At 69.4% G+C, this 18,580-nt stretch carries 19 protein-coding genes; 3 read left to right on the top strand and 16 right to left on the bottom strand.

The window, feature by feature from the left end; genetic code table 11:
* Positions 1 to 89: 89 nt before the first annotated feature.
* The 13 genes from MOQ72_RS38350 to cysC form a co-directional block, all read right to left on the bottom strand.
* A complete protein-coding gene (locus MOQ72_RS38350; protein ID WP_242190841.1) occupies positions 90 to 401 on the bottom strand; it encodes a hypothetical protein in 312 nt (103 codons plus the stop codon).
* 422 nt (positions 402 to 823) lie between these two features.
* Complete coding sequence (locus MOQ72_RS38345; protein ID WP_242190840.1) at positions 824 to 1,744, bottom strand: aminoglycoside phosphotransferase/kinase family protein; 921 nt, start codon at positions 1,742 to 1,744, stop codon at positions 824 to 826.
* Between the two features lie 75 nt (positions 1,745 to 1,819).
* Entirely contained in the window at positions 1,820 to 3,025 is a 1,206-nt protein-coding gene (locus MOQ72_RS38340; protein WP_242190839.1) for a cytochrome P450, read from the bottom strand.
* Positions 3,026 to 3,097: 72 nt separating this feature from the next.
* Entirely contained in the window at positions 3,098 to 4,081 is a 984-nt protein-coding gene (locus MOQ72_RS38335) for a PDR/VanB family oxidoreductase (protein ID WP_372495631.1), read from the bottom strand.
* A gap of 71 nt (positions 4,082 to 4,152) precedes the next feature.
* Positions 4,153 to 4,911: an IclR family transcriptional regulator gene (locus tag MOQ72_RS38330; RefSeq protein WP_242190838.1), complete on the bottom strand. Its 759-nt coding sequence runs from the start codon at positions 4,909 to 4,911 to the stop codon at positions 4,153 to 4,155.
* 134 nt (positions 4,912 to 5,045) lie between these two features.
* Positions 5,046 to 5,726, bottom strand: a complete 681-nt coding sequence (locus tag MOQ72_RS38325; protein ID WP_242190837.1) for an alpha/beta fold hydrolase — start codon at positions 5,724 to 5,726, stop codon at positions 5,046 to 5,048.
* Between the two features lie 242 nt (positions 5,727 to 5,968).
* Positions 5,969 to 7,486 (bottom strand): arylsulfotransferase family protein, encoded by a 1,518-nt coding sequence (locus tag MOQ72_RS38320; protein WP_242190836.1) that lies wholly within the window; start codon positions 7,484 to 7,486, stop codon positions 5,969 to 5,971.
* Between the two features lie 42 nt (positions 7,487 to 7,528).
* Positions 7,529 to 8,182, bottom strand: a complete 654-nt coding sequence (locus tag MOQ72_RS38315; RefSeq protein WP_242190835.1) for a sulfotransferase family protein — start codon at positions 8,180 to 8,182, stop codon at positions 7,529 to 7,531.
* 30 nt (positions 8,183 to 8,212) lie between these two features.
* Complete coding sequence (locus MOQ72_RS38310) at positions 8,213 to 9,496, bottom strand: sulfate adenylyltransferase subunit 1 (RefSeq protein ID WP_242190834.1); 1,284 nt, start codon at positions 9,494 to 9,496, stop codon at positions 8,213 to 8,215.
* Positions 9,496 to 10,401 carry a sulfate adenylyltransferase subunit CysD gene (gene cysD, locus MOQ72_RS38305; RefSeq protein WP_242190833.1) on the bottom strand — a complete coding sequence of 302 codons (906 nt, stop codon included), beginning with the start codon at positions 10,399 to 10,401 and terminating at the stop codon, positions 9,496 to 9,498. Before cysD ends, MOQ72_RS38310 begins: the two co-directional genes overlap by 1 nt.
* On the bottom strand, positions 10,401 to 11,165 hold the full coding sequence (locus MOQ72_RS38300) for a 3'(2'),5'-bisphosphate nucleotidase CysQ (RefSeq protein ID WP_242190832.1): 765 nt from the start codon (positions 11,163 to 11,165) through the stop codon (positions 10,401 to 10,403). The genes cysD and MOQ72_RS38300 overlap by 1 nt, the downstream gene beginning before the upstream one ends.
* Positions 11,166 to 11,181: 16 nt before the next feature.
* Positions 11,182 to 12,066 (bottom strand): sulfite exporter TauE/SafE family protein, encoded by an 885-nt coding sequence (locus MOQ72_RS38295; protein ID WP_242190831.1) that lies wholly within the window; start codon positions 12,064 to 12,066, stop codon positions 11,182 to 11,184.
* Complete coding sequence (gene cysC / locus MOQ72_RS38290; protein ID WP_242190830.1) at positions 12,051 to 13,445, bottom strand: adenylyl-sulfate kinase; 1,395 nt, start codon at positions 13,443 to 13,445, stop codon at positions 12,051 to 12,053. Before cysC ends, MOQ72_RS38295 begins: the two co-directional genes overlap by 16 nt.
* Before the next feature lie 181 nt (positions 13,446 to 13,626).
* Between cysC and MOQ72_RS38285 the strand changes: the two genes are divergently transcribed.
* Positions 13,627 to 13,776, top strand: coding sequence for a hypothetical protein (locus MOQ72_RS38285; RefSeq protein ID WP_242190829.1), 150 nt, complete (start codon positions 13,627 to 13,629; stop codon positions 13,774 to 13,776).
* A gap of 170 nt (positions 13,777 to 13,946) precedes the next feature.
* Positions 13,947 to 14,420 (top strand): GNAT family N-acetyltransferase, encoded by a 474-nt coding sequence (locus MOQ72_RS38280; RefSeq protein ID WP_242190828.1) that lies wholly within the window; start codon positions 13,947 to 13,949, stop codon positions 14,418 to 14,420.
* A gap of 77 nt (positions 14,421 to 14,497) precedes the next feature.
* On the opposite strand, the gene MOQ72_RS38275 is transcribed toward MOQ72_RS38280, so the two are convergent.
* The 3 genes from MOQ72_RS38275 to MOQ72_RS38265 form a co-directional block, all read right to left on the bottom strand.
* Positions 14,498 to 16,678, bottom strand: coding sequence for a xanthine dehydrogenase family protein molybdopterin-binding subunit (locus MOQ72_RS38275; RefSeq protein ID WP_242190827.1), 2,181 nt, complete (start codon positions 16,676 to 16,678; stop codon positions 14,498 to 14,500).
* A 110-nt stretch (positions 16,679 to 16,788) separates the two neighbouring features.
* The gene (locus tag MOQ72_RS38270) at positions 16,789 to 17,778 is read right to left on the bottom strand and encodes an FAD binding domain-containing protein (RefSeq protein ID WP_242190826.1); all 990 of its coding nucleotides are present in this window, start codon (positions 17,776 to 17,778) and stop codon (positions 16,789 to 16,791) included.
* The gene (locus MOQ72_RS38265) at positions 17,775 to 18,281 is read right to left on the bottom strand and encodes a (2Fe-2S)-binding protein (RefSeq protein WP_242190825.1); all 507 of its coding nucleotides are present in this window, start codon (positions 18,279 to 18,281) and stop codon (positions 17,775 to 17,777) included. The genes MOQ72_RS38270 and MOQ72_RS38265 overlap by 4 nt, the downstream gene beginning before the upstream one ends.
* An 87-nt stretch (positions 18,282 to 18,368) precedes the next feature.
* Here MOQ72_RS38265 and MOQ72_RS38260 point away from each other — a divergent pair.
* A partial coding sequence (locus tag MOQ72_RS38260) for a hypothetical protein (protein WP_242190824.1) occupies positions 18,369 to 18,580 on the top strand: 212 nt, incomplete at its 3' end.

Here is an 18,580-nt window from a genome sequence, read left to right as displayed (position 1 = left end):
GTGATTCACCCACCCAAACCCGCGATTGCGGGACATGGGTTGGCGGGCCCGCGCAGATACGACTGGCCGGGCGCTCGGGTCAACGCGACTCACCCGACGTTGGCGCCGCCGTGGCCACCGAGGCCGCCAGCTCCAAAGCCGCTGCCCCCGATGCCACTACCGCCGTGGCCACCGCTACCAGCCGGGGCACTTGAGCCGCCGTCACCGCCGTCACCACCGTCGCCACCACCGGTGCCGCCACCGGTGGCACCACCGTCGCCGCCGTCACCACCGTTGATTTCCAAGTCACCCCAGATGGGTCCGGTGAGCAGCCAAGATGTCAGAAGAGTGCGCGCGGGCAGCAACTCCACCCGCTGGTCATCGAGCTCCTCGGAGCTCAACGGCTGAGTTGAATCAAACACTTGGTCCTCCTCCGCCGATCGGGCTAGGAACCGACACGGAGATCGATGCCCAAGCAAAGGTCGTGAACCCCCAGATCTCCATTCCAACGCCCCGGATTCGTCGGCATCACCACGCAGCGTAAGTCCCCGTGGAACCGCATGCAGCACGAAAGTGTCGGCATCGCCCGCGCGTGCACGTGACCCACTACCGCCCAGATCCGCGATTACGGACAACCTTTGGCTGCTCGTGCCAGCTCACTCCGTCGTCGGAGAATCGACACCTGCGCTCGCAGCCCTACTGGGAATTTTGGCTGGTTTCCACAGCACCACGCTGGTCGATGCTCACTATTCGTCCTATGTGGACGTTGTACGTGCTTCGCGGGTGGCTGGACCTGCGTGCGGGCGCTGACCGACGGCGATCCGCGGGACATTGGTGGCTGGTGCTAGGCATTCGCTCGGCGGAGGCGTTCGGCTGCTTGTGTCCGGAGCGCGTTGTCGGACGCCGGGGTGTGGCCGTGCAGTGCTTCCCATCGGACGTCGTGCGCTGCTGGCCACAAGCTGGACGCCCACGCGATCTGCTGCTCCACGGCCGTGAACGAGCGCCCCCGCACGTCCTGATAAGCCACCAGGAACGCCTCGGAACTTTCGATTGGCGGCAGGGTGGCCGGTCCGGTCTTGGGGAACACTGCACTCGCCGCTCCCACCAGCGCCGCCTCCGGTTGCCACGCCAGGCTGTCCCAGTCGTGCACCGCCCATACCTGTCCATCGTGCCAGCGGAGGTTCTGCGCTTCGAAGTCGGCGTGGCCCAGCACGCACGGCAAGTCGGCAGCCAGCATCCGCGTGCGGGCGCGGTCGGCCGTGTCAACGACATAGTCGGGCACGGCGCTCTGGTCCCTCTCATCGAGGAACTCGATCGCCGGCCAGAGTCGGGGATCCGCGTGGTCCCAACGTACCCAGCGTGGATTCGGCAGCGGCGGCGAGACGGTCACATCGGCCAGCTCGGCCATCAGCCGGGCGAACACCTCCGCGTAGCGCACGGCCACGTCCGGCGAGTCCCCGAGCAACATCTCGCCGCCTGGCCGGAACTTCTCCGCGTGCACGGCCAGCGCACCGACACCGAGCACCGGCGTGAGCGGCCGGGCACACGGAAACCCTCGCTCAGCCAACCGGTCCTGCGCCGCGACACACGACACGGCCCGACCGTCATCGGCACGCGCCTTGACCACGACGTCCGTACCATCCGCCAGCCGAAGACCGAACACCATCGACAGCTGTTGCAGCTGGAACAGCACGTCGACCGGTTCACCACCGAGATGGTCGAGACACCAAACCGGCAACCAGTCCGGCAGATCATCCAACGCCACGGCGAAGACTGTGCCATAGGCACCGAATGTTCGCCGTGAGCTGCGGTGGGCCGCTGACTCAGGCGCCCATCCAGCTCAGCTGAGATGTAGCCGCAGCGGGAGCGATTCCCAGGCGCGCAGCGTGTTGTTCAGGTGCCGCCGGGCCGGGCCAGCCGGTTCGAGCCGCTCGACACGACGGGTGAGCGCGGTCAGCAGCGCCTCGGCTTCCAGGCGTGCGACGTGCTGGCCGACGCACTGGTGCAAGCCCATGCCGAAGCCGACGTGCCCGGACGGGTCGCGGGCGAGGTCGAAGCGGTCGGCATCGGCACCCCAGCGCCGAGGGTCGCGGTTGGCGGCACCGAGGAACATCAGGATCTTGTGCCCGTCGGGGATCACGTGCCCGGCGATCTCGATGTCCCGGGTGGTGGTGCGGAAGAAGGTTTGCACCGGGGATTCCCACCGCACGGCCTCGTCGAACGCGACGCGGGCGAGGGCGTTGTCGCCGCGTAACCGTTCCCATTGGTCGGGGTGGGTGGCGAAGGCGTGCAGCACCGCGGAGAGGCCGTGGACGGTGGTGTCGACACCGGCGGAGAGCAGGGAGCGCACGATCAGGGGCGCTTGTTCGGGGGTGATGTCGCCGCGGTCGGCGGCTGCCCAGATGTCGGCGCCGAAGCCCTCCGCGGCGAGCACTTCACGGGCGCACTGCGCATCGGTCCACGCGGACAGTTCCGCGGCCCGGGGCTGTCCCTTCGCGACGAGGTCGTTTTGCGGGCCGAAGGTGTTGAACAGGTGGTCACCGTAGGGCAGCAAGTGCTCACGCCCTTCTTCCGGAAGGCCGACCGCGTCGGGGAAGACGCGCAACGGAAACGCCTCGGCGAGCGCCGAAACGGCGTCCAGCTCCACTTCGGACCCGCCGTCCGCGAGCACCTGGTCGACCAGCGCGACAGCGTCAGCGAGCCAGCCTTCGCGCAGTTTCCGCAGCGCGCGGGGCGAGAGGATCTTCTGCAGGACGCGCCGGGGCGCGTCGTGGCGCGGCGGGTCGGCCTCCAGCAGCAGGCTCGGCGGACGCCACGGCTTCTCGGTGCGGAAGTTCGCCATGCCGACCCCTGCGGCCGACTGGAACGACTGCCAGTCGACGAGCGCGGCGTGGACCTGTTCGTGCCGGGCGAACGCGAACACGTCGTGCCGGGTCAGGTGGACGACCGGGCCAGCCTCGCGCAGCGCGTGGTGCATCGGGATCGGGTCGGCCAGGATCACGTCGGAGAACGCGTCGACATCGCTCACCGGTGGTTTGCTGGTCATGGCAAGGCTCCAGGAGTGGTTGCCGGGTGCGGGTTTCAGAACAGTCCACTGTGTCCGGACGGTGAGTGGGCGCTAGAGGTCGAGGACGAGGCGGTCGTCGCACGAGCGGGACACGCAGGGGAACATGCAGTCGCCCGCCAACCGCTCGGCGTCGTCGAGGATCGAGTCGCGATGGTCGGGGCGACCGGCGAGCACCGTCGTGTCGCACGTGCCGCAGGTGCCCTGGCGACACGAGGAGAGGACCTCCACCCCGGCCATCTGCGCGGCCTCAAGGACGGTTTGCTCGGGCCGCACGGTGACGATGGTCCCGGTGCGCGCCAGCTCCACCTCGAACGCGCTGCTGCGCAACGGCGCGTCGAGGTCGCGGGACACGAATCGCTCCGTTCGCACGGTGTGGCGGGGCCAGTCCGCAGTGGCCGAGGCCAGGGCGGCCAGCAGCGGGGCGGGCCCGCAGGCGTAGACTCGGGTGTCCGCGCGCGGGTCGCCCAGGAAGGCCGCGAGGTCAAGCAGCCCGTGTTCATCCTGGGGGACGATCCGAACCCGGTCACCGTACTGCGCCAATTCGTCGACGAAGGTCATCGAGCGTCGCGCGCGGCCGCCGTAGAGCAGCTCCCATTCCGCACCGAGCAGTTGGGCCTGGTGGATCATCGGCAGCAGCGGGGTGATCCCGATGCCGCCCGCGACGAACAGGTAACGGTCGGCGGGCACCAGCGGGAAGTTGTTCCGCGGGCCGCCGAGGCCGAGGAGATCGCCTTCGCGCAGCCGCTCGTGCACGTAGGCCGAGCCGCCGCGGCTGTCCGGTTCACGCAGCACGCCGACCCGATAGGAATGCGCATCCCACCGGTCGCCGCACAACGAGTACTGACGGGTCAGGCCGTTCGGCATCACCAGGTCGATGTGGGCGCCCGGCGCCCAGTCGGGCAGACGTCGCCCGTCGGGACGTTCGAGAACAACGGTGACCACACCGTCCGCCTGCGACTCGATGGCGGCCACGCGGACAGTGCCCGTCACACCCGGAACAGGGATGGTGTTGTCGGCGGGAACAGCTGTGTTCACGAAGTACCTCCGGCGTTGGGGTAACCGGAAGCATGCGGATCAGCACTCCACCAGCTGAAGGCCATTCTCAATCATTGGATGGCCTCTCGGGACAAGGTCCGGCTGATGCCGTTGGCAGCCGTGCACAGGACCGGGACCCAGGTGAACGCGGCGCCGTCGTTGGGCACGATGACCGACAGCGCCGCGACCACCTCGCCGGAACGCCCACGCACGGGGACGGCCACTCCGGTGGCCTCGACGTGGATGTACCCGTCGGTGACCACGTGCCCCTGCCTCCGCACCTCCGCCAGCACACCCCGAAGCTGGCCGGGGTCGGTGACGGTGTGCGGCGTCAGCTGTTGGAGAGGCCCCGCGAGCACGCGCTCCTGCAGTTCCGCCTGCGCGTGCGCCAGCAGCACAAGACCGGAGGAGGACGCATGCAGCGGCAGCCGCCCGGCGATCTGGGTGTAGTTGATGACGGCACCCGGTGCGGATAACCGTTCGAGGAACAACACCTCGTCACCGTCCAGCACGCTGAACTGGACGTGCTGGCCGACCACGGTGTGCACGTCCTCCAGGAACGGCATCGCCGCCTCGCGCAACGACAACGTCGGTGACGCCCGCTGCGCGAGCTCCCACATCCGCACCCCGACACGGATCCGCCCTTCCTCGTCCCGCGTGAGCAGACCGTGCCGGGCGAGCTCCGCGACAAGCCGTGAAGTCGTGGCGATCGGCAAGCCGGTCAGACGTGCCAGCTCCGAGAGCGTCAGCGCCCTGCGAACCGAGGTGAACGCTTCGAAGATCCGCACGGCGCGCGCGAGCACCGACTCTCCCGTCGCGACCCTGGGCATGCGCACCAGTTTTCCACGGCTCCCCGCGACGAACGACGTTCTGAGGTCGCGATCTGATCCGCCGACGAGACCAGGAAGGACGAACGCTGCGGCACGAACCGCTGCCAGGCGTACCGCCAAGAGCGCACCGGGCGTCATCCCAAGGTCAGCAGCACTTCGGTGAGTTCCTGAGGGCGGTTCTCCGCGACGAAGTGGTTGGTGTCGATCTCGTGGTAGCGCCACGCCGACGATGCTCGCGCCCGCGCGGCCGCTGCGACGAACGCCGGGGCGTCCGACCCATCGGTGGCTCGGATGTAGGTGAGCCCGAAGGGCTGCTCTTCGAGCGGAGTGCCGAGCTTGACCGGTTCGGTCAAGCTCGCCCGGGGTTGGGGGTTATCGCGCTCGACGAGGAAGTCTGCGACGTCGTACTCCCGCCGCAGCGGCGGGACCTGCCAGGAGGTTCCGAACTCGTCCGGCACGGCGTACCGGCCGGTTATCGAGGAGAGGCTTTCACCGTCGTCAGGAACGAACGCGTCGAGGTAGACCAGTTCGCGAACTCGGTCGCCGATGTGCGCCAGGGCGCCGGTCACGACCATGCCGCCGTAGGAGAACCCGAGCAGCACGATGTCGCGGAGGTCCTCGTAGCGGACCACGTTGACGACGTCCCGGACGTGCGTGCTGAGGTCGACCTGCGGGCCGGTGAGGTGAGCACGTTCGCCGAGGCCGGTGAGGCTCGGGGTGAACACCTCGTGACCAGCGCCGTGCAGCGACGGGCGGACCTTCCGGAAGCTGTACGAGCCTCCCCAGGCCCCGTGCACGAGTACGAACGTCGTCATCCGACCCTCACCCACCGTCTTTGGCGCTACACGTCCTCCGGGCATCGAAGGCCGAAGGACGTGGCCACCGCCATTGTTTGTGAGAAGGGATACTTCCCGCCGCTCGTCTGACTCAGCAATGACGGTCCCAGACGGCGGGTTTCCGTGACGCAGTAACGAGAATCGGCCAGCAGCGTCGACTTGCCGCTACCGCACATGGCGAACGCGTTGGACCGCTACGGGAAACCGGAGCCCATCAGCGGTCACGCCACTGGGACCGTCGGTGAGGTGCCGAGTACGACGCCGTTGGCGTCGAGGGCTTGCACGGCCACGTATGCCTGCGCGCCGCCGACTTCCATGCGCGTTTCGAACCCGCTGCGCGGGGCGTCGAGGACCGGCGCGACGTGCTGCTCGTCCGGCCCGGCCAGTACTCGCCAGGCGGCGACCTCGGTGGCCCCGTTCCAACAGGCGTAGACGCTGGTCGCTCCGTTGCCGGGCTTGCCAGCCACGGCTGGGGCATCCAGCGGGCGGCCGACCCAAGGCGAGCGGTGGCTGCGGTACGAGGTGATCGACTCGGTGAACCGGCCGTGGAAGGTCACCTCGTCACTACCGCCGAACTCGGTGAAGTACGGCGCCCCGCCCCAGCCGACGAACAGGTGCCCGTTGGGCAGCACCTGGTTGTTGCCCTGATTCGGCGCCAGCAGTCCTTCCGGGCTCTCGTTGCTGCGCACGACCGTGGTGGTCTTGGCGGTCTCGTCGACGTCGAGCGCGAGCGCGCGGGACTTGCCGCGTCCCGGCGGCGCGGGGTCGGCATTGTCGAAGATGCTGATGGTGCCGTCCACCTGGCGCCGCACGTCGTGCTGCCAGGCGAATGCGGCATCCGGGCCGAGCTCGAAGTCGCTCCGACGGCCGCCGAGCCGCCAAGTGATCTCCCCGGTGCGCCGGTCGATGCGGTAGACGGTGTGCGTGCAGCGGGCCGAGACCAGCAGCGCATCGCCGTCCTCGCAGACGGCGTTGAGGTGGATGTAGTCGAACCAGGTCTCGGTGTCCTTCGGCACCGGGTAGAAGGATTCGTCCAGGGCGACATCCGGCAGGCTGCGCCACTCGAACAGCAGCTCCCCGGAGGCGATGTCGATCTCCTGCACCACGCCTTCGAGGACCTTGGAGTTCGGTTGCCCGCCGACCGGCGTGGTGTCCGCCCGAACCTCGTGGTAGATCACGATCAACGCGGTGCCGCGCGGGGTGATCACGAACTCGTGCAGGTCGCCCTGCAGGCCGCCTGCGGCCTGGACGGTGGCGATGCGGGTGTAGGTCTCGTCCAGGATCGCGTACTGGCCGTTGCCGAAGCCGGGCGGGACCGCGACGCTGCCTTCCCAGTGCGTGAGCACCGGCTTGCCCTGGTACTGCTGCACCTGGAGGTTGAAGATCACGCCCTGGGCAGCCGGGCCGAACCAGACCGGCTGCCCGGTGTCGTCCATGATCAGCGCACCCGGCTGCACGCCAGCGGGCGGGGCGGCGGCTTCGGGGTCGAGCGTGTTGGCCCCGACCGGGGTGAGCAGCACGTAGCCGGGTTCGGTGCCCGCGGCCGGGGTGATGATCTCCACCAGTGGCGGGTGCAGGTCGGGGCGGCTGACCAGGTCCTGGCCGACCAGGGTGCCGCCGGAACGGCTCGCGGCCTGGGCGGCGGTGCCCGCGCCGACGAGCGCCGCAGGGATGACGGGGGCCGCGGCGAGCATCCGCAGCACGGATCTGCGACCTAAGGTCGGTTTGTCAGCGGGCATGGGCCTTGCTCCTCGGGGAATGTTTCGGTACCGGTGGTTTGCTCACGACTCGAACGCCGAAGGGACCTTGCCCTCCCGGCTGGTCTTCTCGACGAGGTCCCGGATGGAGGCGGAGTCGTTGACGTGCGGGAAGTCCTCGTCGGGCACGGGAACGCCGAGGAAGTCGCACAGCCGCTGCCAGCCTTCGCCGATCTGGTAGGTCAGCAACCGATCGGCCGGGACGGCCGCCTGCACGGCGGAGTTGTGCTCCTCGAAGACCTTGATCGCGTGCGCGCGGTCTTCGAAGCGGCCGTCGAAGGTGCCGTTCCAGATCATCCGCATGATGGTCGGGCGCAGCTTCGTGCTGAAATCATCGTCGCCCGGCGCCTGGTGCGCGAACTGGTAGATCGTGTTGTAGACGCTGTCGTACCACTTCTCCGGATCGCGGACGGTGAGCAGCACCTTGGCGTCCGGGTAGAAATCCATGAGCTCGCGGTAGAACGGACAACCCGGCCAATCCACAGTGGACTCGAAGCCACCGAGAACGCTCTCCCAGTCGTCGACCTCACCGTCCAGCGCCCGATCCCAGTCCGTCACCCGCTCGGGCTTCGCGATGACTTCGAGCATGTGGTAGCACGGGCCGAAGCCGAGGTGCTCCAACGCCGCCTTCATCGACGCGGTACCGGTGCGGCCGAACCCGGCCCCGATGATCTTCATGTTCCTGCTCCTCCTCGTGGTTCGGGACTTTCAGCGCGCCTCGTTGATCAGGACCGCGCCGACGGTCGCGTGGGTGGACTCGTCGATGAGCACCGCTCCGCCGGTGAAGCGGTTTTCGGTGTAGGGGTCGCAGAAGACCGGCTGCGCCAGCCGCAGGCCGATCTCGCCGATGTCGTTGAGCTCGAACTGCTCGGCCGGGCCGCGTTCCAGCGTGGTGACGTCCAGCCGTTCGCGGATCTCGGAAACGACCGCCTTGACGGTGCGGGTGGTGTGCTTGAGCAGCAGCCTCGCTCCTGGCTTGAGCGCGGATTTCGCCGACATCCAGCACACCGCCGCAGTGATCTCCTCGGCGGCGGTCGGGGCGTTGTCGGGCGCGCAGAGCATGTCGCCGCGGCCGACGTCGATGTCGTCGGCCAGCCGCACCGTCACCGACTGCGGTGCCCGTCCGCGGTCGAGCTCACCGTCGGCGGTATCGACCGCCACCACGCGGCTGCGCAGGCCGGAGGGCAGGTGCAGGATCTCCTCGCCCGGAGCGACCGCGCCACCGGCGATCTGTCCGGCGTAGCCGCGGTAATCGCGATCCGGGGCGCGGATGGTGTACTGCACCGGCAGCCGGAAGTCGGCGGTGGAGCGTTCGTCGGCGACTTCGACCTCTTCGAGGTGCTCCAGCAGCGACCTCCCGTCGTACCAGGGCATCGCTTCCGAGCGGTGCACGACATTGTCGCCGCGCAGCGCCGAGATCGGGATGGCGGTGACGGCGTGCGGGTTCAGCTGGGCGGTGAAGGCGGTGAATTCCTCGGTGATGCCGCGGAACACGGTCTCGTCGAAGTCGACCAGGTCCATCTTGTTGACCGTCAGCACCAACCGCGGTACCCGCAGCAACCCGGCCAGCACCGCGTGCCTGCGGCTCTGCTCGGTCAGGCCGTTGCGGGCGTCGACCAGCACGATCGCCAGGTCGGCGGTGGAGGCGCCGGTGACCATGTTTCGGGTGTACTGGGCGTGGCCGGGGGTGTCGGCGATGATGAACGCCCGCCGCGCGGTCTCGAAGTAGCGGTGCGCCACGTCGATGGTGATGCCCTGCTCGCGCTCGGCGCGCAGTCCGTCGGTGAGCATCGCCAGGTCCAGCTGCGCGTCGCCGCGCTCCTCGCTGGCCAGTTCGAGCTGTTCGAGCTGGTCAGCCAGCAGCGACTTGGAGTCGTGCAGCAGCCGACCGATCAGCGTGCTCTTGCCGTCGTCGACCGCGCCAGCGGTGGCGAACCGCAGCAGGCTGTTGGCCGGGGCGAAGACCGGTTCCTCGGCGATCGCGGTGCTCATCAGAAGTACCCCTCCCGCTTGCGGTCCTCCATAGCCGCCGCACTGGCGCGGTCGTCGGCGCGGGTCTGGCCGCGCTCGGAAACCTTGGTCGCGGCGATCTCGGCGATCACCTCGGGGACCGTGGCGGCCGTGGACGGCACCGCGCCCGTGCAGGTCATGTCGCCGACGGTGCGGAACCGCACGGAGCGCTCGACGAGCGACTCCTCCGGATCGCGCGGCAGGAACGGGTTGTCGGCCAGCAGCATTCCGTCGCGCTCGAAGACCTTGCGGTTGTGCGCGAAGTACAGCGACGGCAGTTCCACTCCCTCGCGCTCGATGTAGGTCCACACGTCGCGTTCGGTCCAGTTCGACAGCGGGAAGGCGCGCACGTTCTCGCCGGGGTGGATCATCCCGTTGTAGAGGTTCCACAGCTCCGGGCGCTGGTTTCGCGGGTCCCACTGGCCGAAGGCGTCCCGGAAGGACAGCATTCGCTCCTTGGCGCGGGCGCGTTCCTCGTCTCGGCGGGCGCCGCCGAACAGCGCGTCGAAGCGGTGCTCGGAGATGGCGTCCAACAGCGTCACGGTCTGCGCGCGGTTGCGGCTGGTCCACTTGCCCTCCGGCTCGGTGACCCGCCCGGCGTCGATCGAGTCCTGCACCGAGGCGACCACCAGCCGGACCCCGAGCTCGGCGGCACGGCGGTCGCGGAAGTCCAGGACCTCCTCGAAGTTGTGCCCGGTGTCGATGTGCAGCACCGGGAACGGGATCGCCGCCGGGGCGAGGGCCTTCTCCGCCAGCTTGAGCAGGACCGCGGAGTCCTTGCCGCCGGAGAACAGCAGCGCCGGGCGGTCGAACTCGGCGACCACCTCGCGGATCAGGTGCACCGCCTCTGATTCGAGCACGTCCAGCCGGGCCAGCTCAGCCGACATCAGCGACTCCCCTCTGCTCGGGTGCGGGACAGGGCGTCGAGCAGTTCCACGGCCAGCTCGCGGCGGCAGACCAGCAGGTCCGGCAGCCACGGGTCGGCGCGGTCGTAGACCAGGTCGGAGCCGTCCAGGCGGCTGGTGTGCAGCCCGGCGGCGCGCGCGACTCCGACCGGGGCGGCGCTGTCCCACTCGTACTGCCCGCCGCCGTGCAGGTAAGCGTCCACCTCACCGAGCACTACCGCGGTGATCTTCGCCCCGGCCGAGCCCATCTGGACGAGCTCAGCGCCGATGGCCGCGGCGATGTCCCGCACGAAATCCGGCGCGCGGCTGCGGCTGACCGCGATCCGCGGGCGCACGATGCCGCGCGAGGGCTGTGCGGGCGGCCCGCCGGTGCCTAGCACCATGCCCCGCGCAGGCAGCGCCACCGCGGCGGAGATCACCTCGTGCTTCTCGGCCAGCGCAACGTGCACCGCCCAGTCGGTGCGCCCGGCCTCGGAGAATTCCCGGGTGCCGTCCAGCGGATCGACGATCCAGACCCGCCCGCCGGGGTTGCGCTCCGGGCCGGACACGCCGTGCTCGGACAGCACCGGGTCCTCCGGGCGCTCCTGCGCGAGCGCCTCGACGAGCAGCTCGTGCGCCGCCGCGTCACCCGCAGCACCGAGAGCCTTGGGATCCAATGTGGACGCTTGGTTCTCCCGCAGATCGAGCAGGCGCTCCGCGGCCCGCTGCGCCAGCCGTGCGGCCAGCTCGTGGTCGTCCACGCTCACCGAACACCTCCTGTCACTACTCAACTCGTGCGTCCGCGGCGGGCATCTGCCGCGATGTCCTCGCGCTGCGCAGCAGCGGAAGCACCGCGCCGAGCAGCACGACCAGCAGCCCGGCCGACGCGCCGAGCACGATGTCCGCGCCGACCATCACCAGCCCGGTGGTCACCAGCATTCCGCCCACCAGCACGCGAACCGGGCGGTCCGGCACCCGCGCCGAGATCAGCGCGCCCACCAGCACCCCTGGCAGCGAACCGATCAGCAATGAGCCAACGAGTCCGAAGTGGACATCCCCGGCGAACAGGTGCCCGATCGCGGAGACCAGCACCAGCGGCACCGCCTGCACGAGGTCGGTGCCGACCAGCTGCGCCGAGCTCAGCCCGCGGTTGAGCAGCAGCAGGACCACGATGATGATCGAGCCGGAGCCGACCGAGGTGGTGCCCACCACCAGCCCGGCCACCCCGCCCAGCAACACCGTCGGCAGCGGTCGCACCACAGTTTCGTCCGATGTGAACGGAACAGTGGCGCGGCGCCGGGCCAGCACCATCCGCAGGAACAGCGTGCCCGCGGCCAGCAGCACCGCTCCGCCAGCAACCTCCTTGAGCACCGACTCCGCGCCCTGGCCCAGCGCCCCAGCCAACAGCGAGCCGACCGCCGCGCACGGCAACGAACCCAGGCACAACCAGCCGACCAACCTCGGCCGCACCGTGCCCCGGCGCAGGTGCACCGCCGCGCCGAGCGGCTTCATCACCGCCCCTGCCACCAGGTCCGAGGACACCGCCGCCAGCGGCGGCACGCCGAACACCAGCGTCAGCAGGGGCATCGTCAGCGCCCCGCCACCCATGCCGGTCATGCCCACCAGCAGTCCGGTGAACAGCCCTGTCGCCGCTACTCCGTAGTCCACGAACGCACCCAGCCCCGCTCCCGCAACAACGTCACGACCCGTCCGACCGCCGCGTCCTGGGACAGCTTGGAGGTGTCCAGGACCAGGTCCGCGTTTTCCGGGACCTCGTACGGCGCGGAGATGCCGGTGAACTCCGGCAGCGAACCGGTGCGGGCCTTGCGGTACAGGCCCTTTCGGTCGCGCCGCTCGCACTCGGTCAGCGGCGTGGCTACGTAGACCAGCACGAAGCCGCCCACCTCCTGCACCGTCCGGCGCACCGCGTCGCGGTCGGCGCGGTAGGGGGCGATGGGTGCGCAGATCGCCGTGCCGCCGTGCCGGGTGACCTCCGCGGCCACGAAGCCGATGCGACGCACGTTGCGGCTGCGGTCCTCGGCCGAGAAGCCCAGCCCTTCGCACAGAGTGCGGCGCACCACGTCGCCGTCCAGCAACGTCACCGCCCGGTGGTCGTGCTGGGCGAGCTCGTCGCGCAGCGCGCGGGCCAATGTGGACTTGCCCGCCCCGGACAACCCGGTGAACAGCACGGTGAACCCGCGCCTGTCCAGCGGAGGGTGCAGTTTGCGCTGCTGCTCGGCGATCGCAGCGGAGGTGAACCAACCGGGCAGGTCCTCGCCGCCGTCGAGCAGTTCGCGCAGCCGCTCGGCGCTGAGGCCGGGGCGACGCTCGGCCGGGGCGACCTGCGCGGCCGGGCGCCAGCGGTCGGACTGGTCGCGCACCACTTCCGGCGGCTCCAGCACCTCGATCGGGGATTGCTCCAGCGGGCACTCCGAGATCAGGTGGGTGGCGCCGTAGGCGGCTGCGACGTGCGCGGTCAGCAGCGCGTCGCGCTTCGGGTCGGCGCGGCGAACCAGTGGCACCGGCACGATCGTCGTGCTGTCCGGCAGTTCCGGTTTGGCGGCCAGCACAGCCTGCACGAGCAGTTCCGGGCGAGGACCGCTCATCCGCGGCAGCACCAGCACATGCGCGTGGTGCTCGGCGGCCAGCTCGCGGACCTGGGCGAGCTCGCGGTGGTGCAGCGGTTCCTCCGGCAGCACCCCGAGCACCGGGCCAGCAGGCAGTTTCGCGCGAACGTCCGCGGCGGGCGGGCGCATCCGACGCAGTGCGCCGGTGGGTTCCCCGGCCGCCTGGACCGGGCCAGCGGCGTGCGCGCCGGTCTCGTCGCGCCAGGGAGTCTCGTTGCGGATCAACGCGACCGGGGCGCCTTCGACGTCGCGCAGCTCGATCTCGTCGGCCGCGGCGATCTCGTCGGGCACCGGCAGCGTGATCGGCTCCGGCCAGGGCACGTCCCCGCGCAGCCGCTGCCGACTGCGCACCGACTCGACCTCGGCGGCGGCGAGGAATCCCCGCAGCGGTGGGAAAGCGCCATCCAGCAGAAGTTCCACATCGGACAGTACAGCGGGTTCGGGGACCCAGGCGGCGCGGCGCTGCGGATCGGCGCTTGCCGGAGTGGTACTACCTGAACCCGGACACTCGGACTCCGTTCGGTTCGCGCTCACAGGCACCTCGTCTCGTGGGACGACCGGATCCATACGGTGACCGACCGCAGCCTCCCCGGAGAACCCGATGACCACTTCTCGCCAGATCACTTTTTTCCCACCCGAATTGCCCGAATACCCGAGCCACACCGACAAAAGCAGCGGAGACGCAGGCACAACCATCGCCTACATCCGAGCCACCACCTGGGAAATCGCCAGCCACCGCGCCCACCAGTGAGCCCCAGCCACTCGCCCGAAGATCGGGAACGAGTACACCGCGAAAAGCCTGAATCAAAGGTGAAAACACCGATTGACAATAGACTTGACGGCCCTATACGGAACTGCACGCGACCAGCCAGCGGGCCAAATAGCTTGGTGATGCGTGTCAGCGGCTGCGATCATCGTGAGGTGCTTGCTGTCCGCAGGGCCGTGCCCGCCGACGCTGGTGGTTGCGTTGCGATCGTGCGGGGACTGCCGGAGTTCTTCACCGACGATGTCGCCGGGAAGGTTGCCGCTGATCTGAAGGTGCACCCGGCGTGGGTTGCCGTGAACGATGGCGGCCTTGCCGGGTTCGCGGTTGTGGACCGTCGGTCGGCACGTGCCGCGGCGATTCTGTGGATGGCCGTCGCCGCGCCGCTGCGTGGTGGTGGCGTGGGTACGCAGTTGGTGGACCGCGTGTTGCGCGACCTGGCCGAGAGCGGAGTTCAGGTGGTGGAGGTCAAGACGCTGGACGCGAGTGCCGGGTACGAGCCCTACCTCGCCACGCGAGCGTTCTGGGAACGACGCGGATTCGTTCAGATCGACACGATCGATCCCCTGCCGACCTGGCCACCGGGCAATCCCGCGGCGATCTACGTCACCGCCCTCGCCACTACTCGGTAGCACACCTGCCTGGGGTGCCCCCAGCTGGCTTGCCTTCCTTGAGCTCGGTTACCCCACGGTCCCTGGCGGTGAAGCCGTTACGGAAGGAATTTGTCCAACGTGAGCGGCAATGCGCGCACCCGGATGCCCGTCGCGTGCCAGGCTGCGTTGGCGATCGCCGCGGCCGCGCCGACGAGGCCGATCTCGCCGAGTCCCTTGGCTCCGAGGCGGTTCTGGTGGGTGTCCGGCTCCCCGAGCCAGGCCGCTTCGATGTGCTCCACGTCGGCGTTCGCCGCGAAGTGGTACGAGGCGAGGTCCTGCGTCATCACATGCCCATACCGGTTGTCCATCACGCTCTCCTCGTGCAGAGCCATGGACAGTCCCATGGTCATGCCCCCGATGAGCTGGGAACGCGCGGTGCGCGGGTTGATGATCCGCCCGACGTCGAACACACCTAGCATGCGGGACACCCGGATTTCGCCGGTGTCCGCGTTGATGCGAACCTCGGCGAACTGCGCGCCGAACGCGTGCATGGAATAGCGGTCCTGCTCCGGGTCCTTCGCGGGGGTGGCTGTGGTCGTGGCACCGGTCGGCGGTGTCCGGCCGTGTTGTTTCCGGAATTCCTCCACTGCGCCGATGATGGCGTCGCTCCAGAACATCGTCCCGCCGGAGCCAGCCGCTGGCATCGCGAATGGCTGAGCCGAGCTGCCGATCTGCAGGTTGACGTCGGCCACGCGAACCTGGAGCGCGTCGGCGGCGACCTGGGCGAGGATGGTCCAGGCACCGGTGCCGATGTCCGCGGCCGAGACGCCCACCTCGTATCGCCCCTCCCCCAGCGCTCGGACCGAAGCGCTGGACTGGGGGAACGGTGGCCGCGGGTAGCTGGCCGCCGCGACGCCGGTGCCGTGCCACCAGCCATCCTTCAGCCGGGCGCGCGGCTCGGGGTTGCGCGAGGCCCAGCCGAAGCGGCGAGCTCCCTCCCGCAGGGCGGGAACCAGGAGGCGGCTGGAGAAGGGGCGACCACTCTCGGGATCGACCTTCGGTTCGTTGCGCACGCGCAACTCGATGGGGTCGATGCCGATTTTCTCAGCGAGTTCGTCCATTGCGGACTCGAAGGCGAAGGAACCGGGTCCTTCGCCCGGAGCGCGCATCACGCTCGGCATGGAGACGTCCAGCGGGACGAGGCGATGCGTGGTGGACCGGTTCGCCCCGGCGTAGAGCATCCGGGTCTGCACCGCGGTCTGCTCGCCGAAGTCCGAGTATCGCGAGGTCTGCTGCACGACGTCGTGGCTGATGGCCGTCAGCACGCCGTCGTGCCTCGCTCCGAGGCGCACCCGCTGGAACGCCGGAGCCCGGTAACCGGTCCCGGCGAACGTGTGGCGGCGTGCCAGGGCGAGTTTCACCGGCCGTCCCGGGGCCGCTTTCGCGGCCAGGCTCGCGAGGATGTGGTGCGGCCGTGGCAGGGTCTTGGCGCCGAACGCGCCACCCACGAACGGCGAAATCACGTCCACTTGGTCCGGAGCGAGTCCCAGCGCTGGCGCGAGCATGCTGCGCAGGAACGCCGCGCCCTGGTTCGAGTCGTAGAGCGTCAGGTGGTCGACCCCACCGGCGGTCGTCCAGATCGCCGTCGTGGTAGCGGCTTCCATCGGCACGTGGTGGTAGCCCGGCGCGCTGTAGGTCTGGTCGAGCGTGACCGCCGCCGTGCGCAGCGCGGTCTCCACGTCGCCTTCAGCGCTGTCGGGCGGATACCCGCCGTTGAGTGGGCCGGGTTTGTACCGCGCGGGGTGATCCGGGCGCAACTCGGTGTCGTGGTCGGCGGTTTCGCAGGTGACGGTGACGAGGTCGGCCGCCTGCTTGGCGATCTCGGGCGTGTCCGCGACGACAGCGGCGAGGAACTGGCCGTGGTACGCGATGGCGGGGTCCTGCAGGATCAGCAGATCCGGCCCTGCCGCCTGGGGCAGTCGCGCCGCCGTCTCGTGCGTGATGACCTGGACACTGCGATGCACGGCGCGAGCCCTGGACGTGTCGATAGCGGTGACCTTGCCGCGGGTGGTCGTCGAGGTGACCGGATAGAGGTACAGGGGCTCGTGGACCGGCTGCTCGTAGGCGTACCGGGCCAGGCCCCTGACCTTCGCGGGACCGTCAACCCGCGGCAGCGGCTGCCCGACGACGCCGGGTGGGATCGGGTTCGCGGGCGCAGCCGTCGCGGGGAGCCGCCCCTCGACGCCCGGCAGCACCGCTGTCACGGCCGCGGCCTTGATGAAGGTCCTACGTTTCATGCTGAGCACTCCTTAAGAGCCTGTCTTCGAACTCGTTTTGCGTGGCGGTGCGGGTTGCGAGGGTGGGCTGAGCGGCTTCGCCGCTTCAAAAACAAGATCAAAGACACGCGCTAGGACTGGCCTTGTGCCAGTTCGCGCAACACAGCGGCAAGGGTGTTCGTCACCAGGGGCACCTTGTACTCGCTGCCCTCGGAGGTGCGGGCGTCGGCCAGTTCGGCGTCGGCCGCACGGTGGTAACTTTCGTCGCGGGCGGGCTGGCCGATCAGGACCTGCTCCGCTTTCCGGGCCCGCCAGGGCTTGGGCGCCACGCCGCCGAGTGCGATCCGCACCTCCGCGATCTCGCCCCGCTCGACCCGCAGCGCTGCCGCGACGGACACCAGGGCGAACGCGTAGGAGGCGCGATCGCGGACCTTGCGGTAAGTGGAGTGACCCGCGAGGGGCAGCGGCGGGAGCTCGACCGCCGTGATCAGCTCCCCGTGTGCCAGCTGGGTGTCGCGGTCAGGACCTTCGCTCGGCGGCCGATACAGGTCGTTGACGGCGATCCGGCGCTCACCCCGGACTCCCTGGACGACCAACTCGGCGTCGAACGCGGCGAGCGCTACGGCCATGTCCGAGGGGTGCACCGCGATGCACTCCGGGCTGGCGCCGAGGATCGCGTGGTACCGGTTGTAGCCGCCGATGGCCGCGCACCCGCTTCCCGGGCGGCGCTTGTTGCACGGCTTGCTCACGTCCTCGAAATAGGGACAGCGCGTGCGCTGCAGGAGATTGCCACCGGTGGTCGCCAAGTTGCGCAACTGCCCGGACGCCCCGGAGAGAAGCGCGCGGGTGAGCCCTGGATAACGGCTCCGGATCATCGGGTGCGCGGCCAGCTCGCTGTTGCGCACCCCGGCGCCGATACGCACTGTCCCGTCCTGCGTCTGCTCGATCCCGTCCAGTTTCAGCGCCGTCACATCCACCAGGAGTTCTGGTTCCGCGACGCCGAGCTTCATGTGGTCGAGGAGGTTGGTGCCGCCCGCGAGGAACTGGGCTTCGGGCCGGGCCGCTACCGTCGCCACGGCCGACCGGATGTCCTGGGCGGGCTGGTAGTCGAAGGGTTTCACTGCTGCGCTCCCTGTCGCACGGCGGTGACGATGTGCGTGTAGGCGCCGCACCGGCACAGGTTTCCGCTCATCCGCTCGCGGATTTCCTCGTCGGTCAGTTTCGGCTTGGTGTTGAGGTTCTCCGTGACGTGGCTGGGCTGCCCGGCGTCGAGTTCACGCAGCGCCCCGACGGCGGAACAGATCTGCCCCGGTGTGCAGTAACCGCACTGGAACGCGTCCTGGTCGATGAACGCCTGCTGGACGGGGTGCAGGTCCCCGCCCGGCGCCAGGCCAGCTGCGGTCACGATCTCCGCGCCATCGTTCGCGACCGCCAGCATTAGGCAGCTCACCACGCGCCGACCGTTGACGAGCACGGTGCAGGCACCGCATTGGCCGTGGTCGCACCCCTTCTTCGGCGACGTGTTCGACAGCCTGTCTCGCAGCGCGTCCAAAATTGTCGTCCTGGTGTCGACGGTCATCGGCGTGCGCTGGCCGTCGACGTGCAGAGTGATGTCCTTGTCCATCCAGCAACTCCTGGATCTGGGGGCAGGCGCGGTGTCGGCCTCGTTGGTCGCGGTGAATTCCGGAAAGTGGTTGGTTGCGGTGACTGCTTGGTCGACGACGTCGCGTGCCTGATCGTCGAGTCCCTTGACCGCGGCGCTGAAGACGTCCATGTCGATCAGCGGCTGGAGCGGGAGGTCCAGCTTGGCCGCCACTTCCAGCACTTCGGCGAGATGGAGCCGACCGTGGCCGGGTGGTTAGGGGTGGGTGGTGGCGATGGTGTCGAGTTCGGTGATGGCGTTGGTGGGGAGGGTGAGGGTGG

The organism is Saccharopolyspora soli (assembly GCF_022678645.1).
GTDB lineage: Bacteria > Actinomycetota > Actinomycetes > Mycobacteriales > Pseudonocardiaceae > Saccharopolyspora > Saccharopolyspora soli.
The sequence above is the reverse complement of the archived record's forward strand: the minus strand, read 5'-3'. Positions and strand labels throughout refer to the sequence as shown.